General features: G+C 69.5%; 20 protein-coding genes. 15 read left to right on the top strand and 5 right to left on the bottom strand.

The features are described 5' to 3' along the window. Positions 1–3 precede the first annotated feature (3 nt). The 3 genes from tsaB to tsaD are packed head-to-tail and all read left to right on the top strand — an operon-like array spanning position 4 to position 2,122. Entirely contained in the window at positions 4–618 is a 615-nt protein-coding gene (tsaB, locus tag EFL95_RS00840; protein WP_123232172.1) for a tRNA (adenosine(37)-N6)-threonylcarbamoyltransferase complex dimerization subunit type 1 TsaB, read from the top strand. Continuing rightward, on the top strand, positions 615–1,073 hold the full coding sequence (locus tag EFL95_RS00835) for a GNAT family N-acetyltransferase (protein ID WP_123232170.1): 459 nt from the start codon (positions 615–617) through the stop codon (positions 1,071–1,073). Before tsaB ends, EFL95_RS00835 begins: the two co-directional genes overlap by 4 nt. Beyond that, positions 1,070–2,122 carry a tRNA (adenosine(37)-N6)-threonylcarbamoyltransferase complex transferase subunit TsaD gene (gene tsaD / locus EFL95_RS00830; protein WP_123232169.1) on the top strand — a complete coding sequence of 351 codons (1,053 nt, stop codon included), beginning with the start codon at positions 1,070–1,072 and terminating at the stop codon, positions 2,120–2,122. Before EFL95_RS00835 ends, tsaD begins: the two co-directional genes overlap by 4 nt. Here tsaD and EFL95_RS00825 read toward each other — a convergent pair. Together EFL95_RS00825 and EFL95_RS00820 are read right to left on the bottom strand one after the other, a co-directional pair. Next, positions 2,119–3,351 (bottom strand): hypothetical protein, encoded by a 1,233-nt coding sequence (locus EFL95_RS00825; protein WP_183406969.1) that lies wholly within the window; start codon positions 3,349–3,351, stop codon positions 2,119–2,121. The two genes, tsaD and EFL95_RS00825, sit on opposite strands and share 4 nt — an antisense overlap. Beyond that, positions 3,351–3,878 (bottom strand): SigE family RNA polymerase sigma factor, encoded by a 528-nt coding sequence (locus EFL95_RS00820; RefSeq protein ID WP_246004737.1) that lies wholly within the window; start codon positions 3,876–3,878, stop codon positions 3,351–3,353. Before EFL95_RS00820 ends, EFL95_RS00825 begins: the two co-directional genes overlap by 1 nt. Before the next feature lie 151 nt (positions 3,879–4,029). Between EFL95_RS00820 and EFL95_RS00815 the strand changes: the two genes are divergently transcribed. The 6 genes from EFL95_RS00815 (at position 4,030) to EFL95_RS00790 (ending at position 8,254) form a co-directional block, all read left to right on the top strand. Beyond that, positions 4,030–5,115, top strand: coding sequence for an S-(hydroxymethyl)mycothiol dehydrogenase (locus EFL95_RS00815; RefSeq protein ID WP_123232167.1), 1,086 nt, complete (start codon positions 4,030–4,032; stop codon positions 5,113–5,115). Further along, on the top strand, positions 5,115–5,723 hold the full coding sequence (locus tag EFL95_RS00810) for an MBL fold metallo-hydrolase (protein WP_123232166.1): 609 nt from the start codon (positions 5,115–5,117) through the stop codon (positions 5,721–5,723). Before EFL95_RS00815 ends, EFL95_RS00810 begins: the two co-directional genes overlap by 1 nt. Continuing rightward, entirely contained in the window at positions 5,720–5,962 is a 243-nt protein-coding gene (locus EFL95_RS00805) for a DUF7660 family protein (RefSeq protein WP_425463950.1), read from the top strand. Before EFL95_RS00810 ends, EFL95_RS00805 begins: the two co-directional genes overlap by 4 nt. Positions 5,963–6,104: 142 nt before the next feature. Beyond that, on the top strand, positions 6,105–6,476 hold the full coding sequence (locus EFL95_RS00800; protein WP_123232164.1) for an ArsR/SmtB family transcription factor: 372 nt from the start codon (positions 6,105–6,107) through the stop codon (positions 6,474–6,476). Beyond that, positions 6,473–6,961: an SRPBCC family protein gene (locus tag EFL95_RS00795; protein ID WP_123232163.1), complete on the top strand. Its 489-nt coding sequence runs from the start codon at positions 6,473–6,475 to the stop codon at positions 6,959–6,961. Before EFL95_RS00800 ends, EFL95_RS00795 begins: the two co-directional genes overlap by 4 nt. A 192-nt stretch (positions 6,962–7,153) precedes the next feature. After that, the gene (locus EFL95_RS00790; protein ID WP_123232162.1) at positions 7,154–8,254 is read left to right on the top strand and encodes a glycoside hydrolase family 16 protein; all 1,101 of its coding nucleotides are present in this window, start codon (positions 7,154–7,156) and stop codon (positions 8,252–8,254) included. Here EFL95_RS00790 and EFL95_RS00785 read toward each other — a convergent pair whose 3' ends face one another. Then, entirely contained in the window at positions 8,255–9,412 is a 1,158-nt protein-coding gene (locus EFL95_RS00785) for a class I SAM-dependent methyltransferase (RefSeq protein ID WP_123232161.1), read from the bottom strand. It lies immediately after the preceding gene. A 212-nt stretch (positions 9,413–9,624) separates the two neighbouring features. Between EFL95_RS00785 and groES the strand changes: the two genes are divergently transcribed. Further along, positions 9,625–9,918: a co-chaperone GroES gene (groES, locus tag EFL95_RS00780; RefSeq protein WP_123232658.1), complete on the top strand. Its 294-nt coding sequence runs from the start codon at positions 9,625–9,627 to the stop codon at positions 9,916–9,918. Positions 9,919–9,996: 78 nt separating this feature from the next. After that, positions 9,997–11,619: a chaperonin GroEL gene (groL, locus tag EFL95_RS00775; protein WP_123232160.1), complete on the top strand. Its 1,623-nt coding sequence runs from the start codon at positions 9,997–9,999 to the stop codon at positions 11,617–11,619. A 56-nt stretch (positions 11,620–11,675) separates the two neighbouring features. On the opposite strand, the gene EFL95_RS00770 is transcribed toward groL, so the two are convergent. Continuing rightward, positions 11,676–12,338: a TetR/AcrR family transcriptional regulator gene (locus EFL95_RS00770; protein WP_123232159.1), complete on the bottom strand. Its 663-nt coding sequence runs from the start codon at positions 12,336–12,338 to the stop codon at positions 11,676–11,678. Positions 12,339–12,407: 69 nt separating this feature from the next. Here EFL95_RS00770 and EFL95_RS00765 point away from each other — a divergent pair, with 69 nt between their 5' ends. Next, a complete protein-coding gene (locus tag EFL95_RS00765; protein ID WP_123232158.1) occupies positions 12,408–13,334 on the top strand; it encodes a sterol desaturase family protein in 927 nt (308 codons plus the stop codon). Here EFL95_RS00765 and EFL95_RS00760 read toward each other — a convergent pair. Beyond that, on the bottom strand, positions 13,331–13,630 hold the full coding sequence (locus EFL95_RS00760) for a YciI family protein (protein ID WP_123232157.1): 300 nt from the start codon (positions 13,628–13,630) through the stop codon (positions 13,331–13,333). The two genes, EFL95_RS00765 and EFL95_RS00760, sit on opposite strands and share 4 nt — an antisense overlap. Before the next feature lie 89 nt (positions 13,631–13,719). Between EFL95_RS00760 and EFL95_RS00755 the strand changes: the two genes are divergently transcribed. The 3 genes from EFL95_RS00755 to EFL95_RS00745 are packed head-to-tail and all read left to right on the top strand — an operon-like array spanning position 13,720 to position 17,147. Continuing rightward, entirely contained in the window at positions 13,720–14,514 is a 795-nt protein-coding gene (locus tag EFL95_RS00755) for a GNAT family N-acetyltransferase (protein WP_123232156.1), read from the top strand. Positions 14,515–14,522: 8 nt separating this feature from the next. After that, a complete protein-coding gene (gene guaB, locus EFL95_RS00750) occupies positions 14,523–16,031 on the top strand; it encodes an IMP dehydrogenase (protein ID WP_123232155.1) in 1,509 nt (502 codons plus the stop codon). A 9-nt stretch (positions 16,032–16,040) separates the two neighbouring features. Next, entirely contained in the window at positions 16,041–17,147 is a 1,107-nt protein-coding gene (locus tag EFL95_RS00745; RefSeq protein ID WP_123232154.1) for a GuaB3 family IMP dehydrogenase-related protein, read from the top strand. Positions 17,148–17,150: the final 3 nt, after the last annotated feature.

Raw genomic sequence — 17,150 nt, 5'->3', positions numbered from 1 at the left:
CCGATGTTGCTCGCCTTCGACACCGCCACCCCGCACGTCACCGTCGCCCTGCACGACGGCGACCGGGTCGTGGCCGAGTACGCCTCGAGCGAGGCGATGCGGCACGGCGAGATGCTCGCCCCGGGCATCGCCGACGTGCTGGCTCAGGCCGGTGCCACCAGCCGCGACGTCTCCGCGGTCGCCGTCGGGGTCGGCCCCGGTCCGTTCACCGGCCTGCGCGTCGGTCTGGTCACCGCCCGGACTATGGCGTTCGCGCTCGGCATCCCGGTCTACGGGGTCTGCACGCTCGACATCCTCGCCGCCGAGGCGATGGACGCCGGTCACGACGAGTTCTCGATCGCGACCGATGCCCGCCGCAAGGAGGTCTACCTGGCCTCCTACGCGAGCCGGCAGCGGATCGGCGGCCCCGACGTCGTGAAGCCCGCCGAGGCCGCCACGGACGCGCTGGTCATCGGCCGCGGCGCGCTGCTCTACCCCGAGGCCTTCCCGAACTCCGCCGGCCCCGAGCACCCGGACGCCGCGGTGCTGTGCGACGTGGTCGTCCGCGAGCGCTTCGCGCTGCTGGACCCCGAGCCGCTCTACCTGCGCCGTCCGGACGCGATCGAGAGGGCGTCATGATCCGCGAGGCCCGGACAGCCGACGTGCCCGCGGTGGTCGAGCTGGAGGCGTTGACCCAGGGCGTTGACGCCTGGAGCGAGAACCTGGTCCGCGACGGCATCGAGGGCGGCCTGCCGACGATCTCCTACCTGGTGGCCGAGGACGACGGGATCCAGGGATACGCCGTCGCCTCGTACGCCGGCGACATCGCCGAGCTCCAGCGGATCGGCGTCGCCGAGGACGCCCGCCGCCGCGGCCTGGCCACCGCGCTGCTCGACGAGGTCGTCGCGCACGCCCCGAGCACCGGCGCCGACCGGATGCTGCTGGAGGTGCGTGCCGACAACACGGGTGCACTGTCCTTCTACGCCGCCCGCGGGTTCGTGGAGATCGACCGGCGCCCGCGCTACTACCGCGACGGCACCGACGCCGTGGTGATGCGGCTGCCGCTGGTCGCCGGCTGCGGAGGCCGCGCATGAGCGCGCACGAGCCCCTGGTCCTCGGCATCGAGACCTCCTGCGACGAGACCGGCATCGGCATCGTCCGCGGGCACACACTGCTCGCCGATGCGGTCGCCAGCAGCGTCGAGGAGCACGCCCGCTTCGGCGGCGTCGTTCCCGAGGTCGCTTCCCGTGCCCACCTCGAGGCGATGGTCCCGACGATCGAGCGGGCCTGCGAGACCGCCGGCATCGCGCTCACCGACGTCGACGCGATCTCGGTGACCTCCGGCCCCGGCCTGGCCGGCGCGCTGCTCGTCGGGGTCGCGGCTGCGAAGTCGCTCGCGATCGCGCTCGAGAAGCCGCTCTACGGCATCAACCACCTGGCCGCGCACGTCGCCGTCGACCAGCTCGAGCACGGTCCGCTGCCGGACCCGTGCCTGGCGCTGCTCGTCTCCGGCGGGCACTCCTCGATCCTGCGCGTGGACGACGTGACCGACACCGTGACGCCGCTGGGCGCGACCATCGACGACGCGGCCGGTGAGGCCTTCGACAAGGTCGCCCGGTTGCTCGGGCTGCCGTTCCCCGGTGGCCCGCACATCGACCGGGTGGCGCGCGAGGGCGACTCGGTCTCGATCGACTTCCCGCGCGGCCTGACCTCCAAGCGCGATCTGGAGCGGCACCGCTTCGACTTCTCGTTCTCCGGCCTGAAGACCGCGGTCGCCCGCTGGGTCGAGGCGAAGGCTGCCTCCGGTGAGCCGGTGCCCGTCGCCGATGTCGCCGCCGCGTTCCAGGAGGCGGTCGTGGACGTGCTGGTCCGCAAGGCGCTCGACGCCGCCGCGACCGAGGGCATCGAGGACATCCTCATCGGCGGAGGAGTCGCCGCGAACTCGCGGCTGCGCTACGTCGCCGAGGAGCGTGCCACCAAGCTCGGCATCCGGGTCCGCGTGCCCCGACCCGGGCTCTGTACCGACAACGGCGCGATGGTCGCCGCCCTCGGGGCCGAGATGGTGGCCCGGGGGCGACGACCCTCGCCGCTGGATCTTCCTGCGGACTCCTCCATGCCGGTGGAGCTGGTCCTGAACGTCTAGGGCTGCACCAGGTGGAACGCGTAGCCGTTCTCCGGGTTCGGCGTGATCGGGAACGCGTTGGTGCGGTTGCCGTTCAGGGCGATCCGCTGCACCGACTGGCTCAGCTCGTCGCTGACCACGGCCAGGACGTGGCTGGCGTCCTCCCAGATCATCTGGGGGATGTAGGAGCTGGCCACGGTCTCGAGGTGGAGCACGACGTCGCCGGTCTTCGCGTTCAGGATGGTCAGGTCCTTGTCGCCGAGGCCGTCGTTCTCGACGTTGGCGGCCAGCACGTACTCACCGCCGGGCGAGAACGAGATGATCCGGTAGGTGCAGGACTCCCAGAGCTTCGCACCGTCCTTGGTCTCCACCTCCGAGCAGGCGCCGCTGTCGGTGTAGGAGACGATGCCCGCCACGTCGCCGTCGGCGCTGATGTCGGAGACGCGCTGGAAGTCCGGGTAGACCTGGGAGGTCTTGCCGTGCGCGTCGATCTGCCAGGTCTGCTGGATCTGTCCCTGGGTGCCGACCAGCACCTCGCAGGAGTCCTCCAGGTCCGAGCGTCCCGAGCAGTTCTCGCCGCTCACGCCGACCGCGGTGAACGCACCGGGGTCCGGGATCTTGCCCAGGTCGAAGTACAGGCTGCCGTCGTCCTGCACGACCGTGACGGTTCCGTCCGGCTGGGTGAACGCGGCGACGTTGCCCTCGGCGGAGACGACCACGTTGCCGTCGATCGGCCAGGTCTTGGTCTGCGTCGTATCGGTCTGGCTCCAGTAGCGCACGGTGTTGTTCCCGGAGTCGTCGCTGGAGACCAGCATGTAGCCGTCCCGGGTGGCGTAGGCGCTGACGAGCTGCGGGGTCGCGAGCTCGTCGCCGTAGATCGACGGCAGCGTGACGGTGCCGTCCTGCGTCTCCACGGAGCCCTTGAGGACCACGCCGAGCTTCGGCTTCGCACCCGGCGTGAGGTCGGCCATGATGATCTTGCTGTGGTCTGCGGGCGCCTGCGTCGTCGGCGTCGGCTCCGGCTTGCGGGAGGTGTCGTTCTGACCGAGGACGGTCACCCCGACCGGCACGGCGATCGCGACCGTCACCGCCGCCATCACGATCGAGGCGCGCATCCGCCGCCCGCGCCGGATCTCCCCGGCGCGCGAGACGACCTGGGCCAGGTCGAGGTCGTGGCCGCCGAGGCGCGCGAAGTCGTCCGCGCGCTTGTTCAGCGTGTTGGTCAGGTCGTCGTTCATGGGGCCGTTCATCAGTTGGCCTCCCATCCAGCAAGATCGGTGCGGTCGCCGAGACGCGACCGGAGGGTGTCCAGCGCACGGCTGGCCTGGGACTTGACGGTGCCGAGCGAGACGCCGAGGGCCTCGGCGGCTTCCTTCTCGGAGAGCTGTTCGTAGTAGCGCAGGACGACGACCGCGCGTTGCCGCTCGGGCAGCGCGGTGACCGCGTCCCAGAGCGCGGCGCCGACGCCGTCGTACTCGTTCGCCGCCACCGGCACATCGTGGGTGCTGGTGTCGGTCACGGTCTCGCGGTGGCGCCACAGCCGGCGCCACATGGAGGTGTGCTCGTTGACCATGATCTTGCGCGCGTAGGCATCCACCGACTGCGCGGCCGAGACCCGGTCCCAGGCCAGGTAGACCTTGGCCAACGTGGTCTGGGTGAGGTCCTCGGCCGTGTGCACGTCTCCGGTCAGCAGGTACGCGGTGCGCAGCAGCTTGTGCTGCCGGGCGGCCATCCAGCTCTCGAAGTCCGTCGCGGTGTCGCGGCTGAGATCGGTCACGGTTGCGTCTCCTGTGGTCGTGAGCATCATGCACCTCCTTTCACCCCTCCGGACGTGACGAGCGCGGAAAAGGTTGCACGAGACCTGTTGTGTTTCTCAGCCCGGGTGAGAGGGTCGCCGAGGAGGAGTCCCACCACGCGAGGAGACATCGATGCAGCAGGTCCAGGGCGTGATCGCCCGGAGCAAGGGAGCACCCGTCGAGCTGGTCACCATCAACGTCCCGGACCCGGGCCCGGGCGAGGCCGTGGTGAAGGTCCAGGCCTGCGGGGTGTGCCACACCGACCTGCACTACCGCGAGGGCGGCATCAACGACGACTTCCCGTTCCTGCTCGGCCACGAGGCCGCGGGCGTGGTCGAGGCGGTCGGACCGGGCGTCACCGACGTAGCTCCGGGCGACTTCGTGATCCTGAACTGGCGTGCCGTGTGCGGTGACTGCCGGGCCTGCAACCGCGGCGAGCCGTGGTACTGCTTCGCCACCTTCAACGCCACCCAGAAGATGACGCTGGAGGACGGCACCGAGCTGTCCCCGGCGCTGGGCATCGGCGCCTTCATCGAGAAGACGCTGGTGGCCGCCGGCCAGTGCACCAAGGTCGACCCGGACGCGCGAGCGGCTGCTGTCGGCCTGCTCGGCTGCGGCGTGATGGCCGGCATCGGCGCTGCGATCAACACCGGCAACGTCACCCGCGGCACGTCGGTCGCCGTCATCGGCTGCGGCGGCGTCGGCGCTGCAGCGGTGGCCGGGTCTGCGCTCGCGGGAGCGGGCACGATCATCGCCGTCGACCTCGACGACCGGAAGCTCGAGGGCGCGAAGAAGCTCGGCGCCACGCACACGGTGAACGCCGGTGCGGGCGATGTGGTCGAAGCGATCCAGGCGCTGACCGGTGGGTTCGGCGCCGACGTGGTCATCGAGGCCGTCGGTCGCCCGGAGACCTGGAAGCAGGCCTTCTACGCGCGCGACCTGGCCGGAACCGTCGTCCTCGTCGGCGTCCCGACGCCCGACATGAAGGTCCCCGACATCCCGCTCATCGACGTCTTCGGCCGCGGCGGTTCGCTGAAGTCGAGCTGGTACGGCGACTGCCTGCCCTCGCGCGACTTCCCCATGCTGGTGGACCTCTACCGCCAGGGCCGGCTCGACCTGGACGCCTTCGTCAGCGAGGAGATCGGCATCGGCGACATCGAGGTCGCCTTCGAGAAGATGCACCACGGCGACGTGCTGCGCTCGGTCGTGGTTCTCTGATGGCCCGTGTCGACCACGGAACCACCAGCGGCACCTTCTCCCTGGACGGGCAGACCTTCGAGGTCGAGAACAACGTCTGGGTCATCGGCGATGACGAGGAGTGCGTCGTCATCGACGCCCCGCACGACGTCGACGGGATCATGGCGGTGGTGGGAGACCGGAAGGTCAAGGCGATCCTGTGCACCCACGCCCACGACGATCACGTCCGCGTCGCGCCGGCGCTGCGCGAGCGGGTCGTCGCGCCGATCCTGCTGCACCCCGCGGACAAGCCCTTGTGGGACCTCACCCACACCGAGAACCTCTGGGACGTCGACCTGCACGACGGCATGGAGCTCACCGTCGCCGGTACGCCGCTGCGCATCCTGCACACCCCGGGCCACGCTCCGGGGGCCGTCTGCGTCTACGCGCCGGAGCTCGGATGCGTGTTCACCGGCGACACCCTGTTCCACGGGGGACCGGGCGCGACCGGGCGCTCCTTCAGCGACGCCGACCTGATCGTCGAATCGATCCGCGCGAAGCTGTTCGCGTTGCCGGACGAGACCGTGGTGCACACCGGGCACGGCGAGGACACCGTTTTACATATCGAGAAGGAACGGATGGGTCTTTGAGCGACGATGGCGTACTGGCGGGTCGTGATCAGGTTCTTGCTGCCGTGGAACTGGTCCGTGCGGACCTCGCCCGAGGGGCCGACGGCTGGGAGCACGAGGGCCTCGACGGTTTCCTAGAAGCCTTCGGAGCTCTGCTCGGGTCCATCGAGAACGTGTACGTCAACAACGGGGATCCACTCCCCGACTCGCCCTGGGTGCTCGTCGCTCAGGCGCTTGAGGGCACGCCGCACTACGAGTAGGTGCACACCGGGCACGGGGAGGACACGTCGATCACGGCCGAACGTATTCAACTCGACGGTTGACAATGCCCGCGAACCCGGGCATGGTTGTTATCAACCAAGAGGTTGATTTTGACAGGCTCAATCGGCACAGGAGTGCGACATGGCTCAGCAGGCGGCGGCGGAGGATCGGCTCTCCCGGGTGTTCAGCGCTCTGGCGGACCCGACCCGGCGCGACATCGTCGCCCGGCTGACTGACGGTGACGCGACCGTGAGCGAGCTCGGCTCGGCGTACGACGTGTCGCTTCAGGCGGTCTCCAAGCACCTGAAGGTGCTCGAGGAGGCGGGTCTGGTCACCAAGGGCAGGGACGCCCAGCGGCGCCCGGTCCACCTGGAAGCGGAGGTGTTCGACCTGATGACCAAGTGGATCGAGCGCTACCGCGCCCAGGCCGAGGCGCGCTACCAGCGCCTGGACGGCGTGCTGGCCGAGATGGACTCCGCGAGCAACCTCGACACCAACCGAGGAGCATCATGACGACCATGACCACCCACCCGGAGACCACGATCGACGCCCCGGCCGGCGTGCCGTGGATCGACCTCGTCCGCGAGTTCGACGCGACGCCTGACAAGGTCTTCCGCGCGCACACCGACCCCGAGCTGCTCAAGCGCTGGCTCGGGCCGCGGGACCTGGAGATGACGGTCGAGGAGTTCGACGCCCGCACCGGCGGCCGCTACGCCTACACCCACCGCCGCGGCGAGGACGCGTTCGAGTTCTACGGCTCGTTCCACGAGGTCCGCGAGAACGAGCGGATCGTGCAGACCTTCACCTTCCGGGGTTCGCCGGACGCCGTCGCGCTCGAGATCCTGACGCTGGAGCCGCTGCCGGGCGGTCGTACGCGCCTGGTCATCCGCAGCGTCGGCTCGAGCGTGGAGGAGCGCGACTCGGCGATCGCCAGCGGGATGGAGCACGGCATCGTCGACGGCTACGAGAAGCTGGACGAACTGCTGGCAGAAGGCTGATCCCTGCCGATCGTGAAGTAGAGGCTCCGGGACCTACGGCCCGGGGAGCCTCCGCCATTCAGCTTAAGGTGACAAAACGGACATAATGCCCTAAAGTGGACTCATCGATTAGGGCAGGTGCCGTACCGGGGGCCGGCGATCGGAAGATCGCCGCAGTTGTTCCTCGACACCTTCCCTCTGGGAGGAGTCGAGATGAAGTACGCCGTTGCGCTGCTGCTGGCCGTCACCGGGACGTTCGTCCTGGCCCAGCCGTCGAACGCCTCGTCGCGTCCGCACACCGTCGTGGGGACGCCGAGCGTGCACCGGGTGGGGCACGAGTTCGTGGTCAAGGGCCGGGTCTCGGCCCACGTGAAGTCGGTCAAGATCCAGAAGCGGGTCGGCAAGGTCTGGGTGACCGCGCGCCGGGTGAAGGTGCACCACCGCACCTACACCGCGCGGGTCCCGGCGGCGACCACGACGAGCACCGCTCTCCGTGCCGCGAGCACCACGACGACCAGCCGTACGGTCGTGGTCAAGCCGGCCGGCAGCGACAGCTGCGGCACTCGTCCGGCCAAGGCCGACGGTTCGCTGTGGAGCTGCTCGTTCGTCGACGACTTCAGCGGCACCAGCCTGGACCGGTCCAAGTGGGCGGTGCAGACCCAGTTCGCCTCCGGCGTCCAGGCCACCCACGCCTGCTACGTCGACGACCCGTCGGTGGTCAACGTCGGTGGCGGGACCCTGAACCTCACCGTTCGCAAGGTTTCGACCCCGGTCAGCTGCTCCTTCGGGGGGATGAGCGGCCCGACCAACTACATCGGTGGCAGCGTCTTCACCTACCGGCTGTTCAGCCAGCAGTACGGGCGCTTCGAGGTCCGCATGAAGAACACGGCGTCGTCGTTCCAGGGTCTGCACGAGGCGTTCTGGATGTGGCCGGACGACCGCTACTCCAGCGGCATCTGGCCGATGTCCGGCGAGATCGACGTCGCCGAGCTGTACTCCTACTACCCGAACCTGGTGGTGCCGTTCCTGCACTACGGCTACGGCATGCCGGTGACGCCCGGCACGAACACCGCCTGGAACTGCGCGGCGCAGCGCGGGGTCTACAACACCTACACGCTGATCTGGAGCGCGAACCGGCTGGAGATCCAGGTCAACGGCAAGACCTGCCTGGTGAACACCTCGGGCGACGCGGCTTTCCAGAAGCCGTACATCATGGCGCTGACGCAGGCCCTCGGTGCGGCGGGCAACGAGTACGACGGTCGCGCGCCAGTGCCGGCGACGATGAACGTCGACTACGTGAAGGTCTGGAAGTAGTCAGAACGGCTCGACCAGCAGGCACACGCCCTGTCCGGCGACCCGGGTGAGCACGATCGTGCCCTCGGCATCGCCTGACAGGGCGAGCCGCTTCCGGAGCTCGTCGGGGACCACGGCGACGCCGCGCTTCTTGATCGTCAGCCGGCCGATGCCACGCTCGCGCAGGGCGCCGCGCAGCTGCTTCTCGCGGTAGGGCAGCTCCTCGCGGACCCGGTAGCCCCGGGCGAACGGGGTGCGGAAGGCCGCGTCGCCGGTGACGTAGGCGATGTGCTCGTCGACCAGGCCGCCGCCGACGCCCTCGGCGACCGCGGTCACCAGACCGGCGCGGATCACCGCTCCGTCGGGTTCGTAGAGGAACTCGCCGACCTCCCGGACAGCGGCTCCAGGGTCGTCCTCCTCGGTCAACGTCGCCAGGCCGCCCTCGCCGATCACCGTCGCACGCCGCGCCGCGCTGGCCAGTCCGCCCGACCAGAGAGCCGCCTCCTTGACCTCGCCGTGGTCGCTGACCCACTCGGCCTCGACGCCCTCGGGGATCAGCTCGTGCGGGATCCCCGGCGCCACCTTCACGCAGGCGTTCCGCTCGAGCAGGCCGAGGACGAACGGCCACGGGGGAGTCCAGTCGTCGACGGAGAAGCTGCGGCCCCGCGCCGAGCGCCGGGCCGGGTCGGCGAACGCGACGTCGAACCCGCTGTGGTCGACGGTCGTCGCGTCCGAGACCGCAACCGCGCCGGGCAGGCCGAGGGCGGCGAGGTTCGCCCGGGCGACGGCAACCCGGACCGGGTCGAGGTCGACCCCTGCCACCGTGATGCCGGCCTCCGCGGTCGCGATCAGGTCGCCGCCGATGCCGCAGCCGAGGTCGATCGCGGTGCCCACCTCGGCAGCCACCAGCCGGGCCGCCCGGTGGCGGGCGACGGTCAGCCGGGTGGCCTGCTCGAGGCCGTCGGGGGTGAAGTACATCCGCGCCGCGCTCGGCCCGAACTTCTCCGTCGCCCGACGGCGCAGGTCGACCTGCGTCAGCGCAGCGGCCACGTGCTCCGCCGAGCCCTGCTTGCGCAGCACGGCGCTGGCTCGCAGCGGATCCTCCGGGGCTGCGGTAGCGCTCTCCAGCAGCCGCTGACCCGGCTCGGTCAACAGCCACTCGAAGGCGTCCAGGTCCACCGGCACATCATGGCGCAGACCGAGGGGAGCCCCGCCGTTGGCACTCGGTTGGGGCGAGTGCTAAGTTCTGTGTTGGCACTCTCCCCGTGAGTGTGCCAGCGCCTGTGACGGCGTACGACCCCCGCGACGGCGTACTCCTGAAGCAGGCACCAAGCTTGAAACACCCCAACGCTGAGCAGTTCCAACAACGTGTGAAAGTGGAGGTCGACATCGTGTCGGTCAACATCAAGCCCCTCGAGGACCGGATCGTCGTGCAGCCGCTCGACGCCGAGCAGACCACGGCTTCCGGCCTGGTCATCCCGGACACCGCCAAGGAGAAGCCCCAGGAGGGCGAGGTCCTCGCGATCGGCCCCGGCCGCATCGACGACAACGGCAACCGGGTCCCGCTCGACGTGAACGTCGGCGACAAGGTCATCTACAGCAAGTACGGCGGCACCGAGGTCAAGTACGCGGGCTCCGAGTACCTGATCCTGAGCGCGCGCGACGTGCTCGCGGTCGTCAGCTGATCATTCGATCCATCGGTGTGTGCCTGAGCGAGTCGGTTCCGACCCGCTCAGGCACACAACTGTTTTGAAGGAGTAGTAGTGCCCAAGATCCTCGAGTTCGACGAGAACGCCCGCCGCGCTCTCGAGCGGGGCGTCGACGCCCTCGCCAACACCGTCAAGGTGACCCTCGGCCCGAAGGGCCGGTACGTGGTCCTCGACAAGAAGTGGGGCGCCCCCACGATTACCAACGACGGTGTGACCGTCGCGCGCGACATCGAGCTGGACGACCCGTTCGAGAACCTGGGAGCCCAGCTCACCAAGGAGGTCGCCACCAAGACGAACGACGTCGCCGGTGACGGCACCACCACCGCGACCGTGCTCGCCCAGGCGATGGTGCACGAGGGCCTGCGGGCCGTCGCCGCCGGCGCCAACCCGATGGGTCTCAAGCGGGGCATGGACGCTGCCGGCGAGGCGCTGGGCAAGGCTCTCTCCGAGGCGGCCCGCGAGGTCGGTTCGGTCGAGGACATGGCCGCGGTCGCGACCGTCTCCAGCCGTGACTCCGAGATCGGCGCGCTGCTGGCCGAGGCCTTCGACAAGGTCGGCAAGGACGGCGTCATCACCGTCGAGGAGTCCAACACCATGGGCACCGAGCTCGACTTCACCGAGGGCATGCAGTTCGACAAGGGCTACCTGTCGCCGTACTTCGTGACCGACCCGGAGTCGATGGAGGCCGTCCTCGACGACCCCTACATCCTCCTGGTCCAGGGCAAGATCTCGGCGATCGCCGAGCTGCTTCCCGTGCTGGAGAAGGTCATCGCTGCCGGCAAGCCGCTGTTCATCCTGGCCGAGGACGTCGAGGGCGAGGCGCTCTCCACCCTGGTCGTCAACAAGATCCGCGGCACCTTCAACGCCGTCGCGGTGAAGTCGCCGGCCTTCGGTGACCGCCGCAAGGCGATGATGCAGGACATCGCGATCCTGACCGGCGGTCAGGTCGTCGCGCCTGAGGTCGGCCTCAAGCTCGACCAGGTCGGCCTCGACGTGCTCGGCACCGCGCGCCGCGTCGTGGTCACCAAGGAGAACACCACCATCGTCGAGGGCGGTGGCGACCACGCTGCCGTCGCCGGCCGGGTCAACCAGATCAAGGCCGAGGTCGAGGCCTCGGACAGCGACTGGGACCGCGAGAAGCTGCAGGAGCGGCTGGCCAAGCTGGCCGGCGGCGTCTGCGTGGTCAAGGTCGGCGCCGCCACCGAGGTGGAGCTGAAGGAGAAGAAGCACCGCATCGAGGACGCCGTCTCGGCGACCCGCGCGGCCATCGAGGAGGGCATCGTCCCTGGCGGTGGCTCCGCGATCATCCACGCGGCGGCTGTTCTCGACGGCGACCTCGGGCTGGAGGGTGACGAGGCGTTCGGCGTGCGGATCGTCCGCAAGGCGATCGACGAGCCGCTGCGCTGGATCGCCGAGAACGGTGGCGAGAACGGCTACGTGATCGTCGCCAAGGTCCGCGAGGGCGGAGTCGGCACCGGCTACAACGCTGCCACCGGCGAGTACGGCGACCTGATCGCCCAGGGCATCCTGGACCCGGTCAAGGTGACCAAGTCGGCGCTGACCAACGCGACCTCGATCGCCGGCATGCTGCTGACCACCGAGACGCTGATCGTGGACAAGCCGGAGGAGGCGGAGCCCGCCGCGGCCGCCGGCCACGGTCACGGCCACGGTCACTGATCCGAACACGCCGACCCGGCAGAAACTCACGCGAGTTTCTGCCGGGTCGGCGCAATTCAGGCGCGAGTTCCTGCCGGGTCGGCGAAGCCCTCGATCGGCCCGAACGCGGTGCTGAACATCCGGACGCAGCGCGCGGTCATCTCCTCGGGGGAGACCTCCGGGTGGTCCAGCCACCAGTTCACCAGCGAGCGGAACACCGACTCCCACACGGCGTGCATCGCGGAGGTGTCGTCGTGGTCGTCGTTGCCGGCGAGTCGCATCAGCTCGCTGACGCCGTCCTCGCCGAGGGTGAACAGCTTCTGCTCGTAGGCCTGGAACGCGTCGTGGCTCGCGCCCTCGTCCGGCGCGGTCGGGTCGAAGACCAGGCGCCAGATCCACGGCTGCGGCGCCAGCGCCCGGAACATCCCGTCCAGGGTGAGGACCGCGCGCGCCAGGCCGACGGTGTCGGTGTGCGAGCTGCGCTCGAACTCGGCCCAGAGGGTGGCCGCGGCGTGCTCGACGCAGACCGCGTGCAGGCCCTCCTTGGAGCCGAAGTAGTTGTAGATCAGCGGCTTGGAGATGCCCGCCGCCTCGGCGACGTCGGCCACCGAGGTGTTGGCGTACCCGCGCTCGCCGAACGCCTTGCAGGCGACCTCGACGATCTGCGCCTCCCGGTCGGCGCGGGCGACCCCCTTGGTCCCGGCGTTCGGCCGGACCCTGGTGGGGGTGGTGGAGGTCATGAAAGGATTCTAGCCAGAGATATGAACCTGTGGTAACTTACCCATGAGTCATATCAAGGAGACCTGATCATGCACGAGCTGCTGGACCCGATGAAGAACCCGGTGACCTACGCGGTCCCGTTCTTCCTGATCACCATCGTCATCGAGCTCGCCGCGCTCAAGTGGCTCGACCACGACGACAACGTGCTCGGGGCCGCCCGCACCGGCTACCAGGGACGCGACGCCCGCACCAGCATGGGCATGGGCCTGATCTCGCTGGCCTTCTCGCTGGCGCTGAAGGTCGGCTCGTTCCTCGTCTACAACGCCGTCTTCGTCTACGTGACCCCCGACGCGATCAAGATGCCGACCGACACCTGGTGGTACTGGGTGCTGCTGATCCTCGGCGTCGACTTCGCGTTCTACTGCTCGCACCGGTTCGTGCACCGGGTCAACATCGGCTGGGCCGCGCACCAGGCGCACCACTCGAGTGAGTACATGAACTTCGCGACCGCGCTGCGGCAGAAGTGGAACCCGTGGTTCGAGTTCTTCTTCTGGCTGCCGCTGCCGTTCCTCGGCTTCGCGCCCTGGACGATCTACGTCGCCTTCGGCTTCAACCTGATCTACCAGTTCTTCACCCACACCGAGATGATCGGAAAGCTGCCGCGCCCGATCGAGCTCGTGATGAACACCCCGTCGCACCACCGCGTGCACCACGGCTCGGACCCGGAGTACCTCGACAAGAACTACGCCGGCATCTTCATCATCTGGGACCGGATGCTCGGCACCTTCGTGGAGGAGAAGCAGAAGCCGACGTACGGGCTGACCAAGCCGGTCGAGACCTACAACATGATCAAGCTCCAGTACGGCGACTACGCGCAGATCGTGCACAACGTCCGCGCGGCCGACACGGTGCGCGACAAGCTCGGCTACCTGTTCGGCCCTCCGGGCTGGCAGCCCCCGGGCCACCAGGGCGACCCGGAGTTCGAGCCGATCAGGCCGCCGACGCCGGTCGCCTAGTCACGGCCCCGCAGGAACGTCACCCGCATCGGCCGCAGCTCCGGGCGCATCAGGCCGGAGGTCACGGCCGGGTCGGAGTTCACGATCGCCATCGCGGCGTCCTCGTCCTCGGCCTCGATCACCGCAACGCCGGTGTTGATGTCGCCGAAGGTCGGGCCGGCCATGATCAGCGTGCCCGACTCGAGCAGCGCGGCGAGGTGGTCGCGGTGGATGCTCATCGTCTCCGCCTCCTCGGGGGTGATCGTCGCGACGAACTTCTCCCGCGGGGGATGGATGAAGTAGATCCACTCGGCCATGGGCTCACCCTAGGGCGTGTGAGCCCTTGTTGACGCGCCTGTAACGAAGGCGCAGCCGACCCGCAACACGCCTTCAGCACCATCGATGCATGTACTACCGGGTGCGGACCAAGCTGGCGGACACCCCGGGTGCGCTCGCAGTGCTCGCCCAGCACTGCGGGGACGCCGGGGTGAACATCCTTGCGCTGCAGATCTACCCGGAGCTGGGGGCGGTGACCGACGACCTCGTCGTCGAGACGCCGGACAGCTGGACCGCTGCTGCGGTCGTCCAGCTCGTGAGTGGCGCGGGAGGAGACGAGGTGAGCGTCGTCCCCTGCGCCACTCACGACCTCGTCGACCAGCCGACCGCCTGGCTGCGTGCAGCCCAGGCCGTGCTGGAGGAGCCGGAGTCGTTGCCGGCGGAGCTGACCCAGCTGCTGGGGGCGCGGGTCAGCTGGTCAGCCACGGAGCAGGTGCGTGCCTCCGTGCTGACCGAGTTCGCCGACCGTGCGCGGTCGGTGGCGCCGCCGGCTGCGACGGCCGGTTCGGCGGTGGTCGAGTACGAGGTCGGCGAGGAGCAGGTGCTCGCGCGGATCGGGGTGCACGTGGTCGGAGCGGCGAAGCTGCACGCGGTCGTCGATGACGCCGTGGAAGCGAGTCTCGAGGTCGCTCCGGCCTGGCGCCGACTGGGAATCGGACGCCAGCTGCTGCGCCAGATCAGCGGGCTGGCGGCGGGTGCGGGAGCCACCGAGCTGGTGATGCTCGCGCCGCCGACCGAGGAGGGGGTCGTCCCGGTGCTCGCCGCCGCCGGGATGCGCGGGCGGATCAAGCTCACCGAGGAGGGGCTGAGTGTTCACGTGAGCCTCGCCGGGGTGCGTCCGATCGGACCCGTCGGCGTTCGTTAGACTTCAGCATGACCTTCGAAGTCCCCGAGAAGTTCGCCGCTCTCGGTCTCACCTACGACGACGTCCTCCTGCTGCCGGGTTACTCGGACCTGAACCCGTCGGACATCGACACCAGCACGCGGCTGACCCGGGAGATCACCCTGAAGGTCCCGCTGGTCAGCGCCGCGATGGACACGGTCACCGAGTCCCGGATGGCGATCGCGATGGCCCGCCAGGGCGGCATCGGGATCCTGCACCGCAACCTCTCCGCCGAGGAGCAGGCCTACCAGGTCGACCTGGTCAAGCGCACCCAGACCGGAATGATCTCCAACCCGATCACCATCGGCCCGGACGCGACGCTGGAGGACCTCGACCGCACCTGCGGTGAGTACCGGGTCTCCGGTCTGCCGGTCGTGGACATCGACAACAGGCTGCTCGGGATCATCACCAACCGCGACCTCCGGTTCACCCCGGTCGCGGAGTGGGCGACCACCAAGGTCGACGAGGTGATGACGCCGATGCCGCTGATCACCGCACCGGTCGGGATCTCCCGCGACGACGCCACCACCCTGCTGCGCCAGCACAAGCGCGAGCGGCTGCCGATCGTCGACACCGAGGGCCGCCTCGCCGGGCTGATCACGGTCAAGGACTTCGTCAAGGGCGAGCAGTTCCCGAACGCCTCCCAGGACGCGGACGGCCGGCTGATGGTCGGCGCCGCGGTCGGCTACTTCGGCGACGCGTGGGAGAGGGCCACCACGCTGGTCGAGGCCGGCGTCGACGTGCTGGTCGCGGACACCGCGCACGGCCACGTGAAGCTGCTGCTCGACATGGTCGCCCGGCTCAAGTCCGACCCGGCCACCCGGCACGTCCAGGTCATCGGCGGCAACGTCGCCACCCGGGCCGGCGCGCAGGCGTTCGTCGACGCCGGTGCGGACGCCGTCAAGGTCGGGTTCGGCCCCGGCTCGATCTGCACCACCCGGGTCGTCACCGGCGCCGGCGTCCCGCAGGTCACCGCGGTCTACGAGGCCTCCCTGGCGGCCAAGGCAGCGGGCATCCCGGTGATCGCCGACGGCGGCCTCCAGCAGTCGGGCGACATCGCCAAGGCGATCGTGGCCGGTGCCGAGACCGTGATGATCGGCTCGATGCTGGCCGGCTGCGAGGAGTCGCCGGGCGAGGTCATCTTCGTCAACGGCAAGCAGTTCAAGAGCTACCGGGGGATGGGCTCGCTCGGCGCGATGTCCAGCCGCGGGAAGAAGTCCTACTCCAAGGACCGCTACTTCCAGGCCGAGGTCACCAGCGACGACAAGATCGTCCCGGAGGGCATCGAGGGCCAGGTCGCCTACCGCGGCCCGCTCGCGGCCGTCGCGCACCAGCTCATCGGCGGGCTGAACCAGTCGATGTTCTACGTCGGCGCTGCGACGATCCCCGAGCTCCAGGAGAAGGGCCAGTTCATCCGGATCACCTCGGCCTCCCTCAAGGAGAGCCACCCGCACGACGTCCAGATGACGGTCGAGGCACCGAACTACTCGGGACAGTAGGGTTCTGCGGTGACCGAGATCGAGATCGGCCGTGCCAAGCGCGGCCGCCGTGCGTACTCCTTCGACGACATCGCGATCGTCCCCTCGCGGCGTACGCGTGACCCCGAGGAGGTGTCGACGGCCTGGCAGATCGACGCCTACCGCTTCGACCTGCCGATCCTGGCCGCGCCGATGGACTCGGTGATGTCGCCGTCCACGGCGATCGCGCTGGGCAAGCTCGGCGGTCTCGGCGTGCTCAACCTCGAGGGTCTCTGGACCCGGTACGAGGACCCGACCGCCCTGCTCGAGGAGATCGGCGGCCTGGACAACGAGGCCGCGGTCACCCGGATGCAGGAGGTCTACGCCGAGCCGATCAAGGCCGAGCTGATCACCGCCCGTCTGCAGGAGATGCGCGCCTCCGGCGTCACCGTCGCGGGATCGCTCTCGCCGCAGCGGACCAAGGAGTTCGCCAAGACCGTCGTGGACGCCGGTGTCGACATGTTCGTCATCCGCGGGACCACGGTCAGCGCAGAGCACGTCTCGGGCCAGGCCGAGCCGCTGAACCTCAAGGAGTTCATCTACGAGCTCGACGTCCCGGTCATCGTCGGTGGCTGCGCGACGTACCAGGCGGCCCTGCACCTGATGCGGACCGGCGCTGCCGGTGTGCTGGTCGGCTTCGGCGGCGGTGCCGCGCACACCACCCGCACCGTGCTCGGTGTCGCGGTGCCGATGGCCTCCGCGGTGGCCGACGTCGCGGCTGCCCGTCGTGACTACATGGACGAGTCCGGCGGCCGCTACGTGCACGTCATCGCCGACGGCTCGATCGGTCGCAGCGGCGACATCGCCAAGGCGATCGCCTGCGGTGCCGACGCCGTGATGATCGGCTCTCCGCTGGCCCGGGCCTCCGAGGCTCCCGGCCGCGGTCGTCACTGGGGCGCCGAGGCGCACCACGCCGAGCTGCCGCGCGGCGAGGTCGTCGAGATCGGCACCATCGGCTCGCTGGAGGAGATCCTCTTCGGCCCGTCCCGCGTCGCCGACGGCACCATGAACCTGGTCGGCGCCCTGAAGCGCTCGATGGCGACCACGGGTTACACCGAGGTCAAGGAGTTCCAGCGGATCGAGGTCGTCGTCCAGTAGGAC

It is taken from the genome of Nocardioides marmorisolisilvae (assembly GCF_003725775.1).
GTDB classification, from domain to species: Bacteria; Actinomycetota; Actinomycetes; order Propionibacteriales; family Nocardioidaceae; genus Marmoricola; species Marmoricola marmorisolisilvae.
Note: the sequence above shows the minus strand (reverse complement) of the source record. Positions and strands in the feature narration are given on the sequence as shown.

Excerpts from the sequence above, each read along its gene's own strand:
- tsaB (WP_123232172.1), top strand. The coding sequence starts at position 4 with ATGTTGCTCGCCTTCGACACCGCCACCCCGCACGTCACCGTCGCCCTG.
- EFL95_RS00835 (WP_123232170.1), top strand. The coding sequence starts at position 615 with ATGATCCGCGAGGCCCGGACAGCCGACGTGCCCGCGGTGGTCGAGCTG.
- tsaD (WP_123232169.1), top strand. The coding sequence starts at position 1,070 with ATGAGCGCGCACGAGCCCCTGGTCCTCGGCATCGAGACCTCCTGCGAC.
- EFL95_RS00825 (WP_183406969.1), bottom strand. The coding sequence starts at position 3,351 with ATGAACGGCCCCATGAACGACGACCTGACCAACACGCTGAACAAGCGC.
- EFL95_RS00815 (WP_123232167.1), top strand. The coding sequence starts at position 4,030 with ATGCAGCAGGTCCAGGGCGTGATCGCCCGGAGCAAGGGAGCACCCGTC.
- EFL95_RS00810 (WP_123232166.1), top strand. The coding sequence starts at position 5,115 with ATGGCCCGTGTCGACCACGGAACCACCAGCGGCACCTTCTCCCTGGAC.
- EFL95_RS00800 (WP_123232164.1), top strand. The coding sequence starts at position 6,105 with ATGGCTCAGCAGGCGGCGGCGGAGGATCGGCTCTCCCGGGTGTTCAGC.
- EFL95_RS00795 (WP_123232163.1), top strand. The coding sequence starts at position 6,473 with ATGACGACCATGACCACCCACCCGGAGACCACGATCGACGCCCCGGCC.
- EFL95_RS00790 (WP_123232162.1), top strand. The coding sequence starts at position 7,154 with ATGAAGTACGCCGTTGCGCTGCTGCTGGCCGTCACCGGGACGTTCGTC.
- EFL95_RS00770 (WP_123232159.1), bottom strand. The coding sequence starts at position 12,338 with ATGACCTCCACCACCCCCACCAGGGTCCGGCCGAACGCCGGGACCAAG.
- EFL95_RS00765 (WP_123232158.1), top strand. The coding sequence starts at position 12,408 with ATGCACGAGCTGCTGGACCCGATGAAGAACCCGGTGACCTACGCGGTC.
- EFL95_RS00760 (WP_123232157.1), bottom strand. The coding sequence starts at position 13,630 with ATGGCCGAGTGGATCTACTTCATCCATCCCCCGCGGGAGAAGTTCGTC.
- EFL95_RS00755 (WP_123232156.1), top strand. The coding sequence starts at position 13,720 with ATGTACTACCGGGTGCGGACCAAGCTGGCGGACACCCCGGGTGCGCTC.
- guaB (WP_123232155.1), top strand. The coding sequence starts at position 14,523 with ATGACCTTCGAAGTCCCCGAGAAGTTCGCCGCTCTCGGTCTCACCTAC.